At 60.2% G+C, this 16694-nt stretch carries 14 protein-coding genes; 6 read left to right on the forward strand and 8 right to left on the reverse strand.

Annotated elements, in window-relative coordinates:
- Position 1 precedes the first annotated feature (1 nt).
- Complete coding sequence (locus tag ACQUTG_RS02510) at positions 2-1468, reverse strand: ATP-binding protein (protein ID WP_428917896.1); 1467 nt, start codon at positions 1466-1468, stop codon at positions 2-4.
- On the reverse strand, positions 1455-2171 hold the full coding sequence (locus ACQUTG_RS02515; protein WP_428917897.1) for a response regulator: 717 nt from the start codon (positions 2169-2171) through the stop codon (positions 1455-1457). Before ACQUTG_RS02515 ends, ACQUTG_RS02510 begins: the two co-directional genes overlap by 14 nt.
- Before the next feature lie 121 nt (positions 2172-2292).
- Here ACQUTG_RS02515 and ACQUTG_RS02520 point away from each other — a divergent pair, with 121 nt between their 5' ends.
- The gene (locus ACQUTG_RS02520; RefSeq protein ID WP_428917898.1) at positions 2293-3519 is read left to right on the forward strand and encodes a substrate-binding periplasmic protein; all 1227 of its coding nucleotides are present in this window, start codon (positions 2293-2295) and stop codon (positions 3517-3519) included.
- Between the two features lie 9 nt (positions 3520-3528).
- Here the strand turns inward: ACQUTG_RS02520 and ACQUTG_RS02525 are convergent, their stop codons facing one another.
- Positions 3529-5217 carry an HAD family hydrolase gene (locus tag ACQUTG_RS02525; protein ID WP_428917899.1) on the reverse strand — a complete coding sequence of 563 codons (1689 nt, stop codon included), beginning with the start codon at positions 5215-5217 and terminating at the stop codon, positions 3529-3531.
- A 122-nt stretch (positions 5218-5339) separates the two neighbouring features.
- Here ACQUTG_RS02525 and ACQUTG_RS02530 point away from each other — a divergent pair, with 122 nt between their 5' ends.
- From ACQUTG_RS02530 to ACQUTG_RS02550, 5 genes are all read left to right on the forward strand, one after another.
- Positions 5340-6179 carry a cytochrome c oxidase assembly protein gene (locus ACQUTG_RS02530; protein WP_428917900.1) on the forward strand — a complete coding sequence of 280 codons (840 nt, stop codon included), beginning with the start codon at positions 5340-5342 and terminating at the stop codon, positions 6177-6179.
- Positions 6176-6775 (forward strand): SCO family protein, encoded by a 600-nt coding sequence (locus tag ACQUTG_RS02535; protein ID WP_428917901.1) that lies wholly within the window; start codon positions 6176-6178, stop codon positions 6773-6775. The genes ACQUTG_RS02530 and ACQUTG_RS02535 overlap by 4 nt, the downstream gene beginning before the upstream one ends.
- Before the next feature lie 65 nt (positions 6776-6840).
- A complete protein-coding gene (locus tag ACQUTG_RS02540; protein WP_428917902.1) occupies positions 6841-7749 on the forward strand; it encodes a cation diffusion facilitator family transporter in 909 nt (302 codons plus the stop codon).
- 66 nt (positions 7750-7815) lie between these two features.
- Positions 7816-7962, forward strand: a complete 147-nt coding sequence (locus tag ACQUTG_RS02545; RefSeq protein ID WP_428917903.1) for a DUF2256 domain-containing protein — start codon at positions 7816-7818, stop codon at positions 7960-7962.
- Positions 7959-9479: an FAD-binding domain-containing protein gene (locus tag ACQUTG_RS02550; protein ID WP_428917904.1), complete on the forward strand. Its 1521-nt coding sequence runs from the start codon at positions 7959-7961 to the stop codon at positions 9477-9479. The genes ACQUTG_RS02545 and ACQUTG_RS02550 overlap by 4 nt, the downstream gene beginning before the upstream one ends.
- Here ACQUTG_RS02550 and ACQUTG_RS02555 read toward each other — a convergent pair whose 3' ends face one another.
- The 5 genes from ACQUTG_RS02555 to ACQUTG_RS02575 form a co-directional block, all read right to left on the reverse strand.
- Positions 9480-9944, reverse strand: a complete 465-nt coding sequence (locus ACQUTG_RS02555; RefSeq protein WP_428917905.1) for a universal stress protein — start codon at positions 9942-9944, stop codon at positions 9480-9482. It lies immediately after the preceding gene.
- Entirely contained in the window at positions 9916-11535 is a 1620-nt protein-coding gene (locus tag ACQUTG_RS02560) for a BCCT family transporter (RefSeq protein WP_428917906.1), read from the reverse strand. Before ACQUTG_RS02560 ends, ACQUTG_RS02555 begins: the two co-directional genes overlap by 29 nt.
- Before the next feature lie 88 nt (positions 11536-11623).
- Complete coding sequence (locus ACQUTG_RS02565; RefSeq protein WP_428917907.1) at positions 11624-12118, reverse strand: hypothetical protein; 495 nt, start codon at positions 12116-12118, stop codon at positions 11624-11626.
- A gap of 152 nt (positions 12119-12270) precedes the next feature.
- On the reverse strand, positions 12271-15396 hold the full coding sequence (locus ACQUTG_RS02570) for an efflux RND transporter permease subunit (RefSeq protein WP_099613927.1): 3126 nt from the start codon (positions 15394-15396) through the stop codon (positions 12271-12273).
- Positions 15393-16691, reverse strand: a complete 1299-nt coding sequence (locus tag ACQUTG_RS02575; RefSeq protein WP_428917908.1) for an efflux RND transporter periplasmic adaptor subunit — start codon at positions 16689-16691, stop codon at positions 15393-15395. Before ACQUTG_RS02575 ends, ACQUTG_RS02570 begins: the two co-directional genes overlap by 4 nt.
- Between the last annotated feature and the right edge of the window lie 3 nt (positions 16692-16694).

Below are 16694 nucleotides of genomic sequence, written 5' to 3' on the forward strand. Positions count from 1 at the left end.
TTCAGTGCCGCGGCAAGGTAAGAGTGACATGCAGGCCACCTTCGGTGCGGTTGGCAATGACAAGCTCTCCGCCATGGTTCTGGGCAATGTTGCGGGCAATTCCCAGCCCCAGTCCATGGCCCTGACGCTGGCTGGCCTGCAACCTGTAATAGGGTTCAAAAATACGGGCCAACTGGTTCTCCGGCACCCCGGGGCCCTCATCCTCCACATGGATCACCAACCGGCCGGGCTCATCCTCGATACGTACCCGGGCCACGTGACCGTACTTGACCGCATTGTCCACCAGATTGCCCAGGCATCGCTTCAGCGCCAGCGGCTTGCCCCGGTAACGCCGGCAGTGACCCTGAACGGTGACACGGCGTGCCCCCCCGGACTGATAAGCCTCACCCATACCGCGCAGCATGCGCTCGATATCCACGGGCTCTGCGTTCTCGTGGATATCCGTGTCTTTCATGGACTGGAGCGCATTCTTGACCAGCACTTCCAGTTCCTGCAGGTCTGCTTCGAGCCGCTGCCGCATGGGCTCGTCCTCGATCAGGTCAACCCGCAGCCTCAAGCGGGTAATCGGCGTTTTAAGATCATGGGAAATGGCACGAAACAGCTGTTCCCGGTCGCTGATGTAGCTCTGCAGGCGCCGGCGCATGGTATTGAAACTGCGGGTGACAGCAACAATCTCGGCACTGCCCTGCTCCTTCAGTGGCGGTGTGGCGTCATCCAGCGGCAGATCCCGGGTGGCCCTGGCCAGTTTGCGCAGGGGCCGGGTCTGCTGCCGGATCAGCCACGCCAGCACCGGGAACAGGATGCCGATCATGACCACCACGAACAGGATCTGCTGGCCGGGAATACCTTCCTCCTCCAGGGACACGAAGGGAGCCGGCAGGGCGGCTGCCAGGTACAGCCACTCATCCTGATCCACCTCGATCTGGGTCACCATCACCGGAGGGTTCAGCGGCTCCAGGGTGAGTGCATAGTGGGCCCAGGAGCGCGGCAAGGCGTCCAGCGGCAGCTCGGTATTGAGGATCCTTAAATTGTCCGGATGCACGAAATCCACATGCAGGTTGATTCGGTTACCCAGGCGCTGGCGCAACACCGAGCGTACTTCCTCCATGACCAGTTGCTTGCGGGCAGTATCCGGCAACGGGGTCATGTCGATGCGCTTGCTGTTCAGGGAGACAAAGAAACGGGTACCGCCCATGTCCCGCAACTGATCGAGCACTATGTGACGGTATTCCTGAGGCAGGGAGTTGAAAAACTGCACGGTCGCCGACGCGGACTGGGCGAGGTTCCGGGTGGTGGCGACCAGGCCCTCCTCCTGCTGGGCCCGATAGGTGGCGACCCAGGCAGCACTGGAAATGACCTGGGCTCCGGCCATGGCCAACAGCGTCAGCAGCAACACCCGGCCGAGCAGGGAGGACGGCACCCAGCTCCAGAACAGGGATCGCTGATCGCCGGAACTATTCAGGGCCATGACTTACCGTGGCGGCGAGCAGGTACCCCGCTCCCCGCACCGTCTTGATCAGCCTCGGGTTACGACCCTGATCGCCGAGCCGCTGCCGGAGCCGGCTGACCGCCACATCCACCACCCGGTCCAGCGGCATGGACTCCCGCCCCCGGGTAACGTCGGAGATGGTGTCCCGGTCCAGGATCTGGTTGGGGTGGTTCAGAAACAGCTGGAGCAGAGCAAAATCGGCACCGGAAAGCGCCGTTGACTGGCCATTCTCGTCGATCAGTTCATGGGCCAGGGTGTCCAGGCGCCAGCGGTCAAACAGGATGAAACGGGGATTTTCGGCCCTGGCAAACCGGGCCCGTCGTAACAGCGCCTTGACCCGGGCCTGCAACTCCCGGGCACTGAACGGTTTGGCCAGGTAGTCGTCGGCGCCGATCTCCAGGCCCACCACCCGGTCGGTCTCGTCAGAACTGGCGGTCAGCATGATGATCGGCACCTGGGAATGCTCCCGGATCTCCCGGCACAGAGTGAAGCCGTCATCACCCGGCAGCATGATATCCAGTACGATGAGGTCTGCAGGCCGTTCTGCGAGCAGAAGCCGCATCCGCTCACCATCCTCGGCGGTCCGTATGTCATAGCCTACCCGGGACAGGTGCTCCTGCAGCAACTCCCGGATGGCTGCATCATCATCGACCACCAGGATAGACGCTTTGGTGTCAGTCATGGCTTCGGATCTTGTTGTTTTTCATGGTTACAAGGATATGCCCAAACGTTGTGCGGCAAAAGCCCGGGAAGCCTGCTAGGCTGAGAGCACGATTGTCAACAACAGGGACGAAACGACCATCATGCTTGCCAGGCAGTTGCTGTCGCTCTTGCCGATACTGGCTCCTTCCCTGAGCGTGGCGGACCCGCGAATCCTGGAACTCTATACCTACGAGGCTCCCCCTTACCAGTACCGGATCCAATTGCTGGACCAACAGGTATCGGTGGCCGGGGAGACCGTGGAGACCATCACCTGTGCTGCCCGGGCGGCGGGCTGGGCGCCGGAGATTCATCTGGCGCCACCGAATCGGGCCCTGTATGAACTGCGCCGGTACATGATCGACGGCTACTTCGCCCTTGACGCCTCCACCGAACTTGACGCCGTCGCCCTGCGCAGCGATCCCGTAGCCCTCGAAAAATGGTACTTCTTCAGCACCGAGGCGCAAACCGAGCCCTCCAGTGCCCGTATCGGCGTGGTCAATGGCAGCAACGAGCTGGCCTGGATGGAAGCTTCCGGCTATGGGGAATTTCTCACCGTGGGCACGCCCGAACAGTTGCTCGCACTGCTGCGACGCGGACGGATTGATGCCGCGCTGATGGATCGGCGCCTGATGGCGGTCCTGGCCGGCCCCATGGGCGAAAACCTCGAGACGATGCACATGGAGTTTGCGCGTTACGCGCCGCTGTACCTGTACCTGAACCGCGAATTTGACGCCAGTCACCCTCACTTCCTGGCGGCTTTCAATCGCGCCCTTCCCGGCTGCATGGAGGAACAGATCACGCTGTCCTCGACCGAACGCCATCAGGCTGAGCACCTAGCGGTTTCCCTGCTGGACGATCTGGCGCAACAGGTTGATCTACGGCAGGCAATCGCCGACGGTTCGACCAATCCAGCCCCCGAAGATATCCAGAAAATCGATCGGGACTGGCAGGCAAAGGCCCCCGGCGAGGCCATCCTCCTGGCCCGACACATACTTCAGCTGCCTGCTTCAAAGGCATTGCGTCAATGGAAGGCAAAGTATCCGGGCTTGGTAACCGAGGCCATTGTGGTCAACCGTTTGGGGACTATCGCGGCCATGAGCCGCCTCTCATCCGATTTCTGGCAGGGTGACGAACCCAAGTTCAGGCGGGTTATGGACGCCCCCGACTCCGCCGGCAATCTCTACATTTCTCCCATTCGCTACGATGGCTCCACCTCCCGCTTCCAGATCATGGTCAGCTCGGCGATTACTCCGGAAGAAGGCGGCAAGCCGCTTGGTGTCGTGATGCTCGGGCTGGATGTGGAAGAGGCGCTCCAGGCCCGGCCCTGAAATCAGTCCTTACGGCGGCCCCACCTCGCAGGCCAGCACCAGCGCCCAGAACTCGGAAAAATCGTTCACCACCACGTCCGGTTTGTCCGGATGTTTATGGGTACCCGGAAAGATCTTGTTCAGCCAGGGCTGATCCCACTGGGCGCCGTTAAAAAACACCGAGGTCATCCCTGCCCGCTTGGCGGCGATCACATCGGTGGTGCTGTCTCCGACATACCAGACACTCGGATCCGGCGGGTAGTCCAGCTTCTGGACCGCCAGCAGCAACTGGTCCGGGTGAGGTTTGCGCAACGGGGTATCGTCACCACATACATCCACATCAAACAGATTGGACCAGCCGGTGCCCTCCACCGCATCCAGCTCGTGCTCGAAGAACTCCCTGTCCCGGTTGGTGATCACCCCTACCTGAATGTTCAGTTTTCTCAGCCCCTCGAGCACATCCCGGACCCTCGGCTCAAAAGACTTAACAGTACCGTAGTGGTTCCGGTAATGGTGGTTGAAGGCCTTGTGGGCCACCTGCTTGGCTTCTTGATCCTCACCAAACAGCACCTCAAAAATATCCGTCCTGGAAATCTTCCGGTCCGCCTTGACCTTGGGGTGCAGTTTGGCGAATTCACGCACGTAGGATACCAACCGGGCATCCTCAAGGGTCTTGCTGTCCTCCGGGGCCACCATCCGGTCCATGAGATCGAGTTTGTGGAAATCCGGCAGCATGTCATCCACGGCGTGATACATGGCGTCGAGGGTATCCACTAGGGTTGCATGCCAGTCGAACAGCACCACCGCCGGGCGAATCAACCGGACCACGGCCGGGTGCCAGTCCGGCTCGATTCTCGGTTCCGGGCGTTCCGGGGGCGGGAATGGCCTGGGCCGCACCTCAGCCGGGGCCTGGGCGAAGACTTCCGGTTCCTGGCGTTCCAGCAACGCCAGCAGGTTGAGCAGATCCTCGAAGCTGTCCAGGATCGCGGCCGGGGCATCCCGCTTGGTGAACCAGCTGTCGATACGGTCCTGCTCCCAGCACGCGCCATTGTAGAATACGCCCGAGACCCCGGCCTTGTGAGCAGTGAGCATGTCCACGTAGCTGTCACCCACGTACCAGGCGCGGCTGTCCGCCGGCAGCTCGAGCTTTTCCAGGGCCTTCAGGATCACCTGGGGGTCCGGTTTGTACTCGGTAACGTCGTCGGCACACACCGTGGCGTCAAAGAGATACTGCCAACGGCCTTCGTCCACCATCCTCAGTTCCTTGTCCAGAAACTCGCGGTTGCGGTTGGTGGATACCGCCAACCGGATGCCCATGGCTTTCAATGCCGACAGGTATTCATAAGCACCCGGCTGGAAGGGTCTCACCTGGCCGAAATATTTGCGATAGGCAGTATTGTAGGCCTGGTGGGCGATCAGCTTGGCTTCCTTGTCCTCACCGAAGATCGCATTGAAGATGTCGGTTCGAGAGACCCGGCGCTCGGCCAGGATCCGCGGATGCAAGCGCCGGAAAATCCGGATGTAACGCACCAGCCGGGCATCATCCCGGGTGCGGCACTGGTCCTCCGGTAACAAGCGCTCCACGAGGCCAAGTTCTTCCAGCTGCGGCAGCATCTCCTCCATGGCGCTGAACATGGCATCGTGGGTATCCACCAGGGTGCCGTGCCAATCGAAAATCAGGACCGAAGGGGCCGGTATCGCCTCGTTGAATCGCGCCATCTGGTGTCTCCGCACTGGAACTGTTTTTACCCTTGCAATCCGGACCGCAGGGGTTAAAACTCGGTGTTGTATAACAAAAAAGATAAACCCGGTTGGCTGCGATTGCACACAGAGTGGTTTCCATGCCCGATATCGGCTTCCTGGCCCCCTATGATTTTTCACCCCTGACCATACTCGGTTTCGCGCTGGTACTGGCAGGCTACAGCTACGCCCTGTTGCACATGGCACCCGAGGAACGCCCCGGCTCCGTGCGCATCGTTACGTTCGTGGTCGGGGTACTGCTGTGTTACGGCGTCATGCAGACCCGGTTTGATTATTATTCCCAGTACATGTTCTTTGTACACCGGGGCCAGCACCTGATCCTGCATCACCTGGGACCGTTCCTGATAGCCCTGTCCAATCCGTTACCCATCTTCCGTTTCTGGTACGAACAAATGGGGCCCACCCTTCGCTCCTGGCTACGCCCACTGGGCTGGGTCTACCGAATCCTGCAGCAGCCGGTGATTGCCGCTGTCCTGTTTGTCGGCCTGATCTATTTCTGGCTGTGGCCACCGATCCATTTCGACGCCATGCTCTCGCGCCAGCTGTACTGGACCATGAACTGGAGCATGTTGCTGGATGGCCTGCTGTTCTGGTGGCTGATGTTCGATCCACGCTCACCGGTTCTGACCAATGCGCTGGGCTACGGCAAACGCATCCTGATACTGGCGGCAGTGGCCATTCCCCAGATGGTTCTCGGTGCCTGGATCGTGTTCTCCCGGGGCATGGTGTATGACGTTTACGAGGTATGTGGCCGGGCCTGGCCCATGGCGCCGGAAACCGACCAACTCCTGGGAGGTCTGCTCACCTGGATTCCCCCGGCGATGATGAGCGTTATCGGTATCCTGCTGATCCTGCGCCGGGCCATGCACGAGGACGGCAGAGTTATGAAGCCATCAAGATTGGCGGGAGAGAGTTCATGACAAAACGGCTGTTGCCCCTGATCCTGACTGTTTCTGTCCTGGCGTTGACTGGCTGCTTCGGAAATGACGAGCAGTGGCATGGCAAGGACATCTCCGGCCTGATGCCGGAGCTCGAATTCGAACTCGTTGGCAGCGGCGGCCAGACCGTTACGCCGAAGGATTCCGCGGGCGACATCCGACTGCTCTACTTCGGATTCACCTCCTGCCCCGATGTCTGCCCCACGACCCTCACCGATCTGCGCAAGGCGGTGAACCAGTTACCAGCGGACTACCGCGACGACATCACGACGCTGTTCGTCAGTGTCGATCCCGAGCGGGACACCCCGGAACGACTCACAAGCTACGCCAGTTTTTTCGGCGACCACGTCGTGGGTCTGACCGCCGCCGAACCGGAACTGCGCGACCTCACCAAACGTTATCGAACCACGTTCGGCTATGACGAGCCGGATGCCGATGGCAACTATAACGTTTCCCACAGCAGTGCGGTCTATGTCTTCGATCGTTCTGGAAAAGCCCGCCTGCTGCTCCGTCCCGGACTGACACCACAGCAGGTCAGCGAGGACCTGGCGCACCTGGCCTCGGAGTCCCGCAGCTGAGACTTGACCCTGTAGTTACTACAGGCTTTTAACTCCCTGCCAGACCTGCCGACCGGGAGAGCAAGATGCACAGCCACCATGACCACAGGCACAGCCACGCGAGTCATTTCGATACCCACAGCCGATCCTTCGCACTGGCCATTGGACTCAATATTGCCTTTGTTGCCATTGAGGCTGTCTATGGCCTGCTGTCAGGTTCACTGGCACTGCTCGCCGACGCCGGCCATAACCTGAGTGATGTTCTGGGCCTGATCATGGCCTGGGCAGCCAGTTGGCTGGCCACTCGCAAGGCCACCGATCGGAACACTTACGGCCTGAAAAAATCCACTATCCTGGCCGCCCTGTTCAACGCCCTGTTCCTGATTGCGGCAGTTGGCGGGATTGCCTGGGAAGCCATCCGCCGCTTCAGCGAGCCGGCGGAGGTCGCCGGCATGACTGTAATCGTCGTGGCAGGCATCGGTGTCCTGATCAACGGCCTGACCATGATGCTGTTCATGAAAGGACAGGAGGGCGACCTCAACATCCGGGGCGCTTTCCTGCACATGGCCGCGGATACCGCGGTTTCGGTCGGTGTCGTGGTCGCCGGGCTGATCATCATGTATACCGGGGCAAACTGGATTGATCCGGTCGTAAGCCTGGTGATTGCCGCCGTCATTTTCATCGGGACCTGGCGGTTGCTCAGGGATTCCCTGAACCTGGCGGTGGATGCGGTCCCCAGGAACATCAATCCCGGGGAGGTATTCGCCAGCCTCAATCAGCTCCCGGGCATCGAATCGGTGCATCATCTCCACATCTGGGGCCTGAGCACCACCGAGAATGCGCTCACCGTACATCTCGTCAAACCGGACCCGCGGGACGATGACAAGGTCCTCGAGCAGGCCACCGAGATGCTGGCCCACGACTTCAATATCCAGCATGTCACCATCCAGTGGGAACGGGTCGCCAGCAATTGTCCAAACATCGCCTATTGCTGAAGGGAGGCTGATCCCCATTCGCGGCGCAGGCGTAACACAGACCGAACATCAAACCGGAAACCGCTGGTGAGCCACAACAAACCCAACCTGCCGACCAAGACCTGCCCTGTCTGCCAGCGCCCGTTCGCCTGGCGTCGGAAATGGGCCCGGGACTGGGAAAACGTACGTTATTGCAGTGAGCGTTGCCGCCGCACCGTGAGGCAACGGGCATGACCACGGTGGTCTGGTTCAAACGTGATCTGCGAACCCGGGATCACGGCCCCCTGGTGGCCGCGGCAGCTCTGGGCGAGCCAGTGTTGCCACTGTTCGTTGTCGAACCGGGTTACTGGCAACTGCCGGATACCTCGGAACGACACTGGGGCTTTATCGACGATTCCCTGCGCGACCTGAAGCGCCAGCTTCGCAAGCTGCGCTCGGATCTGATCGTACGTGGCGGTTCAGTCACGGAGATACTGACACAACTGCACAAAAGCGTTGGCGTGAAGCGGGTCTTCTGCCACCAGGAAACCGGAGGCCAATGGACGTTTGAGCGGGACCGGTCCGTCGTTGCCTGGTGTGACAGCCATGATATCGAGTTCAGGGAGTGGCAGCAGTTCGGGGTGGTACGGCGACTGCGGGATCGGGACCGGTGGGATGACGAGTGGTCCCGCGTGATGAAAGCCGGCATCCATGACGCTCCGGCGCAACTGCCGCCACTGCCGGCGGGCATGCACGCATCCAGCGCCTGGCATCCCCCGCAACCGGCCTGTAACGACGCCTGTCCGGATCGACAGGCCGGCGGCAGCACTCGGGGGGAAAATCTGCTCACGTCCTTCCTCGAACGGCGCTGTGTCGGCTACCAGTACAACATCTCCAGCCCGGTGACCGCGGTCCGGGCCTGCTCACGGCTGAGCCCGCATATTGCCTACGGAACCGTAAGCCTGAGAGAAATCTATCAGCAAGCCAGGGCCGCCGGGCAGCATCGCAATACCCTGCCCCGAAAGCAGCGCAGCCTGACCAGCTTCCGTTCCCGCCTGCACTGGCACTGTCATTTCATCCAGAAGCTGGAGGATGAGCCGGAACTGGAGTTCCGGGCCATGCACCGGGAACTGGAAAACCTGAAAAACAGCCCCAATGACACCGAGCGCCTTCAGCGCTGGCAGGAAGGACAGACCGGCTGGCCGCTGGTGGATGCCTGCATGCGTGCCCTGCACCATACCGGCTGGATCAATTTCCGGATGCGGGCCATGCTGATGGCCGTGGCCAGTTACCAGCTATGGCTGCACTGGCGGGAGCCGGCCCTGCATCTGGCCCGGCAGTTCACGGATTTCGAGCCGGGCATCCATTACCCCCAGGCGCAGATGCAATCCGGCCTGACCGGTATCAACGCCCTGCGCATATACAATCCGGTCTTGCAGAGCCAGAAGCTGGACCCGGATGGCGAATTCGTTCGCCGCTGGCTACCGGAGCTAGCCGGCGTACCCGCAGAGATGATACACACCCCCTGGCTGATGACTCCGGCACAGAAACAACGGTTCGGGGGCAATACCTACATCAGCCCGGTGTGCGACCACGAACAGGCGGCGCGGACGGCGCGCAGGGCAATTGGCGAGTTCCGGAAACAGCATGTGAGCCGGGCCGAAACCGAACGGGTACTGAAACGCCATGGCAGTCGCAAGGGCCCCGTTCAGAAACGGCCGACGCTGCCCTCGGACAGGGGAAAGCCGGATCAATTGTCGCTGTTTGACTGATCAGTCGCTTTCCTCGTCCTTTGCCCCCGGCTCGGCTTTCTCCAGTGACGGCAGCACCAGCACCGGGCAGGGCGCGTTCACCGAGACATACTCCACGGTGGCCCGGCGCAGGGGCCAGTGGCCGCTGCTACCACGTGACACCAGGACCAGGAGATCGGCACACAGCTGGCCGGCCAGCCCCACCAGTTTGTCACCGGCGGTGCCGGCCACCACATGAAAGCTGGCGTTACGATTCAGGGGCAGGTATTTGCGAGCCAGCAGATCCAGCGTTTCGCGGACCTCAGCTTCCTTCTGTTCCGGCGCTTCCTCTGTCACGTGGGGGAAAAATCCGCCACCGCCGGGACTATAGACACTGGCAAGGTGAAGCTCCCCGTCCTCGGCCAGCAGATCCACAGCGGCCTCCAGGGCACGTTTACCCTCGCCGTCATCTTCCGGATCAATGGCGATCAACAGCTTCCGATACATACTCGTTCTCCTGTTTGGTTTCGGCGGTGGCCTCCACTTCCGGGAAGGCTCTTCCCTGGACCAGGGCTTCGACGCTGTAACCACGGTAATCCGCTCTTAGAGCCCGGAACAGTGACACAGCCATGAAGATCAGCAAAATGCAGAAAGGCAGGCCCAGTGAGGTAATGACGTTTTGCAGGGCATCGAGCCCGCCGGCCAGCAAGAGCGTCGCGGCAATCACTCCCTGCGCCGCCGCCCAGAAAATCCGCTGGCGCACCAGTGAGGGCTGATCGTCCCGTCGGGTCAGCAGATCAATGACCAGGGAAGCGGAATCCGAGGAGGTGGTAAAGAAGATCACGATGATCACCACACTCAGCCCCGACGCCACTTCTGCCAGCGGGAAGGCTTCCAGAAAAGCGAATATGGCCACGGAGGGATCCTGCTGCACCTGGTCCGCCAGCGCCACCACACCATTCATCTCGACCTGGATGGCAGACAAACCGAAGATCCCGAACCACACCAGCGTGAAAGCGGTGGGGGCAAACAGGACACCACCGACAAACTCGCGGATGGTCCGCCCCCGGGAGATGCGGGCAATGAAGATGCCGACATAGGGCGCCCAGGAGATGGTCCAGGCCCAGTAGAACAGGGTCCACTGTCGCTGCCAGTCGGTCTCCTTGAAGGTTTCGGTCCAGAATGCCAGCCAGGGCAAGGCATCGAAGTAATCGCCCACGCTCTGGACCATGCCTTCGGCAATGAACACGGTTGGCCCGACGGCGAGCACGAATGCGAGCAGGACCATGGCCAGCAGGATGTTGAGCTGGGACAGCCGACGCACCCCCTTGTCCAGCCCCAGGGCCACGGATGTGGCAGCGATGCTGGCAATAACCGCAATCAGGATGACCTGAACCAGGCCGGTAGAGGGCACGCCAAACAGGTAATTCAGCCCGCTGTTGAGCTGCAGGGTCCCCAGCCCGAGTGAGGTGGCGACGCCAAACAGGGTGCCCAGCACGGCAATCACATCCACCGCCCAGCCCCAGGGTCCGAAGGCCCGCTCTCCGAGAATCGGGTAAAACAGACTGCTGATGCGCATGGGCAGGTTGTGGCGGTAGGCAAAGTAACCAATCGCCAGGCCCGGCATGGCAAAGATAGTCCAGGTATGCAGCCCGAAGTGGTAAAGCGCCACCGTCATAGCATCACTGGCGGCCCGCTCGGAGCCGGGCGAGACCCCGTCGAACGGCGGGTTGGCGAAATGGGAAACCGGTTCCGCCACACCCCAGAACATCAGGATGGTGCCGATACCGGCAGCGAACAACATAGTGAACCAGGTGAGGTTGGAATAATCCGGCCGGCTGTCGTCGCCGCCAAGCCGGATGGTGCCATAGCGGCTGACCGCCAGGCCCAGCAAGAACACCAGCAGGGAGGTGACCGCAAGGATGTAAAACCAGCCAAGATTGCGGGCCACCCAACCGGTCAGCAGGCCGAAATACTCGGCTACGGCCTGATCAAAGGGGACCGCCAGGGCAACAAACAACGTTGCCACCCCGGCAGAGGTGAAAAATACTCCCGGTATTGTCTGCAGACCCAATCGACGTTGCAGCCGTTCCAGCACGCAAGCCTCCGCATCCTGAAAATCGAAAAAGATGCTTCTCAACCTAGCACAGCTGTCAAACCGATTGGTGAACCGGGATCAATTTGCCTCAATTACTGTTTCTGTTCAGTTGCCGCTGATGCTGTAGCATCTGTTCCATCATCAACTGCATCTGGTCCATGCGCTCCTGCATGAACTGCAAACGCTGATCGGGTGACATGCCAGCGGCATTGCCCTGACGATTACCCTGGCCAGGCTGATTGTTCATCATGCCCTGCCCCTGGTTACCGCCCATCATGCCGCCGGCGCCTCCCATCATGCCCGGGCCCATCATGCCCCGGTGCATCAACTCCATCTGGTCTTCCATGGCCTCCCAGTGGTTTTCGAGGAAGCGCTGACGCTCCTCCGGTGATCCGGCCCCGGGCATCTGCTGCATGAATCCGTTCATACGCGACCAGTTCTGCTGCATTTGCCGCATCTGGTCCTGGTCCATCATCATTCCGGGACCGTGGCCCTGCCAGTTGCCCTGTTCACCGTGAGCAGACGCCCAGACAGGAGCGGCCGCCAGAATGGTGCATACTGCAAGCTTCTTTACTGAAACCATCTTCATTCTCCATCACGCGGGTTCAAAACACTCACCCCCATTTAACGCTCAAGAGCTGAATTCAAACTGAATTTCCTGGCCGAGACGGCAACGAATTGATCTCGCTCAAAAGATTCATCCGATTTGTCAACGGGCCGGCGAATACAGCCCGTTCACTCACCAGCCAAGCCTCTGGCTCTCCAAAGGTAGTAACCCACAGGAATCACCAGCAGAGCCAGAATCACAGCGCTGATCATCCCGCCAACCATCGGTGCGGCAATCCGCCCCATGACTTCGGATCCGGTACCGCCACCGATCATGATAGGCACCAGCCCTCCGATAATCGCGGCAGCCGTCATCATGACCGGCCGCACCCGCAGTCCGGCGCCGTGGAGGACCGCGTGGCGGAGCGTTTCCCGCCTCGGGGCCAGCCCTTTCCGTTCACAGGTTTCCAGCATTGCCTGGTACGACTGGTTCAGATACACAAGCATGATCACACCGATTTCCACGGCAACGCCGGCCAGGGCAATGAAGCCGACACCGACCGCCACCGAAAAGTTGTAGCCGAGCAAATACATCAGCCAGATGGCACCGATCATCGCAAATGGCAGCGTGCCCATGATGATCCCTACCTCTGCAAAACGGCGGAAGTTCAGGAACAGCAGGATGACAATGATCGCCAGGGTCAGCGGCACCACATAGGTCAGTTTTTCCTTGGCGCGGAGCATGTATTCATACTGGCCGGACCAGCTAACGGAGTAGCCTGCAGGCAAATCAAGCTCGTCGCTCACTATAGCCATGGCCTGCTCTACATAAGTGCCCACATCGACCCCATCAATATCCACAAAGGTCCAGCCATTGAGGCGGGCATTCTCGCTCTTGATGGCCGGCGGCCCGTCCTCAACCCGGATATCGGCCACATCCGCCAGGGCAATTCGCTGCCCGGACGCGGTCACAATGGGAAGCTGTTCCAGCTTTTCGGGCGAATCCCGGTAATCCTCCGGGTACCGGAGATTGATGGGGTAACGTTCAAGACCTTCGATAGTCCTCGATACGTTGATACCACCAATCGCCGAAGCCACCACCTGCTGGACATCGGCGATGTTCAGCCCATAGCGCGCGGCACCTTCGCGGTCAATATCCACCTTGATGTAACGACCACCGGCGACCCGCTCGGAGTAGACAGACGCAGTCCCGGGGATGTCTACCATGATCTCCTCAAGGCGTTTGCCGATGTCCTGAATAATGGCAAGATCAGGCCCCGCCACCTTGATACCAACCGGCGTTTTGATACCCGTTGCCAGCATATCGATACGGGTGATGATCGGCATGACCCAGGCGTTGGTCACTCCGGGGAAGCGAATCAGGGTATTGAGCTCCTGCTTCAGTTTCTCCGTAGTCATGCCTTCCCGCCATTCATCCCTCGGCTTGAGCTGGATGAACGTCTCGATCATGGTTAACGGCGCCGGATCGGTTGCGGTGTCGGCCCGCCCTACTTTTCCGAACACCGTTTCGACTTCAGGCACCGTCGCAATCAGCTTGTCCGTCTGTTGCAACAGCTCCCGGGCTTTGCCAATGGAGATGCCCGGATAAGTGGTGGGCATATACATCAGGTCGCCTTCGTCCAGCGGCGGGATGAACTCACTGCCAATTTTGGTAGCCGGCCACAGGCCAATGACCAGTATCAGCAGTGCAGACACCACCGTCATCCTGGGGAACCGGAGTACCAGCTTCAGCACCGGCATATAGGCACCGACCAGCAGCCGGTTCACAGGATTCTTGTGTTCCGGCAGCACCTTGCCGCGAATGAAATAGCCCATCAGAACCGGAACCAGCGTCACCGCAAGAGCCGCACTCGCCGCCATGGCGTAGGTTTTGGTGAACGCCAGGGGCGCAAACATCCGCCCTTCCTGCGCCTCCAGGGCGAACACCGGCACAAAACTGACCGTGATGATCAGTAGCGAGAAAAACAACGCCGGACCCACCTCGGAGGCTGACCTTGCGACGACTTCCCAACGGTTCTCGGGTGTGAGTGGCGTCCGTTCCATGTGCTTGTGCATGTTCTCAATCATCACAATGGCGCCATCAATCATGGCGCCAATGGCAATGGCGATCCCCCCAAGCGACATGATATTGGCGTTGATACCCTGCCAGTGCATAACAATAAAGGCCGCCAGGATGCCCACGGGAAGACTGAGAATTGCCACCAGCGACGAGCGCACGTGGAACAGGAAGACAATGCACACCAGACCGACGACCAGGAACTCTTCAAGCAGTTTGAATCCGAGGTTATTGACGGCTCGCTCGATCAGACCAGAGCGATCATAAACCGTCACCACTTCCACACCTTCGGGCAGGCTGGATTTCAGGTCCTCCAGCTTCGCCTTCACCCCATTAATCGTTGCCTGGGCGTTCTCACCAAAGCGCATTACCACAACGCCGCCAACAGCTTCACCTTCCCCGTTCAGTTCGGCAACGCCACGCCTCATCTGAGGGCCGACCTCAACGCTGGCCACATCTTTCAGGAGAATCGGGGTACCGTTATCGTCAAGACCCAGCGGGATCGACAACAGATCATCACGGGACTGGATATAGCCCGACGTGCGAACCATGTATTCCGCTTCCGCCATCTCGATCACCGACGCGCCCACTTCCTGGTTGCCCCGTTTGATCGCGTTCTGGATGTGAGCCAGCGGGATGCCCAGCGCCCGTAGTTTTTCCGGGCTGACCTTGACCTGATATTGCTTCACCATTCCGCCCAGTGCGGCCACCTCAGACACACCCGGTACCGTTTGCAGCTCGTACTTCAGGAACCAGTCCTGGAGGCTGCGCAGCTGGCTCAGATCGTGGTTGCCGGTACGGTCAACCAGCGCGTAAAGATAAACCCAGCCAACTCCGGTGGCGTCGGGCCCAAGCTGGGGCCGGGCCGAGTCCGGCAGGCTGGGCGCCACCTGGGAGAGGTACTCCAGCACCCGTGAGCGGGCCCAATACATATCGGTGTTCTCATCGAAAATCACATAGACGTAGGAGTCACCGAAGAATGAGTAGCCTCTCACCGTTTTAGCCCCCGGCACCGAGAGCATGGCCGTTGTCATCGGATAGGTCACCTGGTCTTCCACCACCTGCGGAGCCTGCCCCGGGAAGCTGGTTTTGATGATGACCTGTACATCGGAGAGATCCGGCAGGGCGTCCACCGGCGTGTTCTTCAGTGAATAGAGTCCGAGCCCGGTGACAAGCAAAGTCGCCAGCAGCACCAGGAAACGGTTACGAACAGACCAGTAGATGATGGCTGAAATCATGACTCGTCTCCGCCATGATTCATGGTGCTGTGATCCATTCCCCCGTGATTCATCTCCGGGTCTGTCTTTTCACCGGCTGGCGCTGACATCCTCTGAAAATCCGACGTTTTGCTGGATTCGGAATCGATCAGGAATTGGGCGGAGGTCACTACGGTATCGCCCGGCTTGGCACCCTCAAGAATTTCGGCATACGGGTCACCGATACGCCCCACGCTGACATTGACGGACTTAAAGGCGCCCTCATCGAGCGCCAGCACCAGACGGTCACTCTGCCCGGTGCGGATTATGGACTCCCTGGGCACAAGCATGCGCCGCTCTCTGCGTTCGCCCTGCACCTCCAGCGCGGCGAACATACCTGGCAAAAGGGCACCATCGGTATTGTCAAAGCGCATTCTGACCCGCGCCGTCCGGGTTTTCGGGTTGATCTCCGGATAGATATAGTCCACGCGCCCGGCCCATTGGCGCCCGGGCATGTAATCCAGTGTCATCACCACCTTGTTGCCCGAGTCAAGTGCGGCAAGCTGGCTCTCAAAGACTTCTCCGATCACCCACACCTCATCCAGTGACGCAATCGATAAAACCCGGTCGCCGGGCTTGATGAACATACCTTCCCGCACGTTCAGGTTATCGATAACGCCCGAGGCCCGGGCGTGGACGGTCATTGTTCGCTGCACTTCACGGGCGTCTTTCAGGTGACGGATCACGGACGCAGGCACATTCAGTGCCCTGAGACGTTCTTCAGCCGCGTTGATCAGGCGCTGGTTTCCCCGGTTCAGTGCCAGGATCAGCTCTTCCTGGGCGTTGACGAGCGTTGGCGAATAGAGGGTGTAAAGGGGCTTTCCTTTCTCAACCATTTCGCCCTCCGCTTTTACATAGAGGGCTTCGATCCACCCTTCTACACGCGGGTGCACATGGGTCATCTCATCCTCGTTGTACTGCACGTAACCCACCGTCCTGACGGTGCTTGGCAGCCGCCCCTGGATCACGGACGCCGTCCGCACGCCGAGGTTGTTCACCACGGTGGGCGAGATCCGGACGGTGCCTGGTGCGTCTTCCCCGGAGCCGCCCTCCTTATAGACGGGCACCAGATCCATGCCCATGGGCGACTTGCCCGGCTTATCACGTTTGAAATTGGGGTCCATGGGCGCCACCCAATACAAAGGTTCGTTGCTTTCAGTGCTGGCTGGGTCAGGGGCGTGGTTCATTCCGGCTTCGGCAGCCAGCCAATAGGCAGCCGCGGCTCCGGCAACGCCACCCAGCAATACAAAGCCCAATGGGCGAATCAGATTGGCCATGGT

This window comes from Marinobacter sp. DUT-1, assembly GCF_050379415.1.
GTDB lineage: Bacteria > Pseudomonadota > Gammaproteobacteria > Pseudomonadales > Oleiphilaceae > Marinobacter.

Excerpts from the sequence above, each read along its gene's own strand:
- ACQUTG_RS02565 (WP_428917907.1), bottom strand. The coding sequence starts at position 12,118 with ATGGTTTCAGTAAAGAAGCTTGCAGTATGCACCATTCTGGCGGCCGCT.
- ACQUTG_RS02570 (WP_099613927.1), bottom strand. The coding sequence starts at position 15,396 with ATGATTTCAGCCATCATCTACTGGTCTGTTCGTAACCGTTTCCTGGTG.
- ACQUTG_RS02525 (WP_428917899.1), bottom strand. The coding sequence starts at position 5,217 with ATGGCGCGATTCAACGAGGCGATACCGGCCCCTTCGGTCCTGATTTTC.
- ACQUTG_RS02535 (WP_428917901.1), top strand. The coding sequence starts at position 6,176 with ATGACAAAACGGCTGTTGCCCCTGATCCTGACTGTTTCTGTCCTGGCG.
- ACQUTG_RS02515 (WP_428917897.1), bottom strand. The coding sequence starts at position 2,171 with ATGACTGACACCAAAGCGTCTATCCTGGTGGTCGATGATGATGCAGCC.
- ACQUTG_RS02575 (WP_428917908.1), bottom strand. The coding sequence starts at position 16,691 with ATGGCCAATCTGATTCGCCCATTGGGCTTTGTATTGCTGGGTGGCGTT.
- ACQUTG_RS02555 (WP_428917905.1), bottom strand. The coding sequence starts at position 9,944 with ATGTATCGGAAGCTGTTGATCGCCATTGATCCGGAAGATGACGGCGAG.
- ACQUTG_RS02510 (WP_428917896.1), bottom strand. The coding sequence starts at position 1,468 with ATGGCCCTGAATAGTTCCGGCGATCAGCGATCCCTGTTCTGGAGCTGG.
- ACQUTG_RS02550 (WP_428917904.1), top strand. The coding sequence starts at position 7,959 with ATGACCACGGTGGTCTGGTTCAAACGTGATCTGCGAACCCGGGATCAC.
- ACQUTG_RS02520 (WP_428917898.1), top strand. The coding sequence starts at position 2,293 with ATGCTTGCCAGGCAGTTGCTGTCGCTCTTGCCGATACTGGCTCCTTCC.
- ACQUTG_RS02540 (WP_428917902.1), top strand. The coding sequence starts at position 6,841 with ATGCACAGCCACCATGACCACAGGCACAGCCACGCGAGTCATTTCGAT.
- ACQUTG_RS02530 (WP_428917900.1), top strand. The coding sequence starts at position 5,340 with ATGCCCGATATCGGCTTCCTGGCCCCCTATGATTTTTCACCCCTGACC.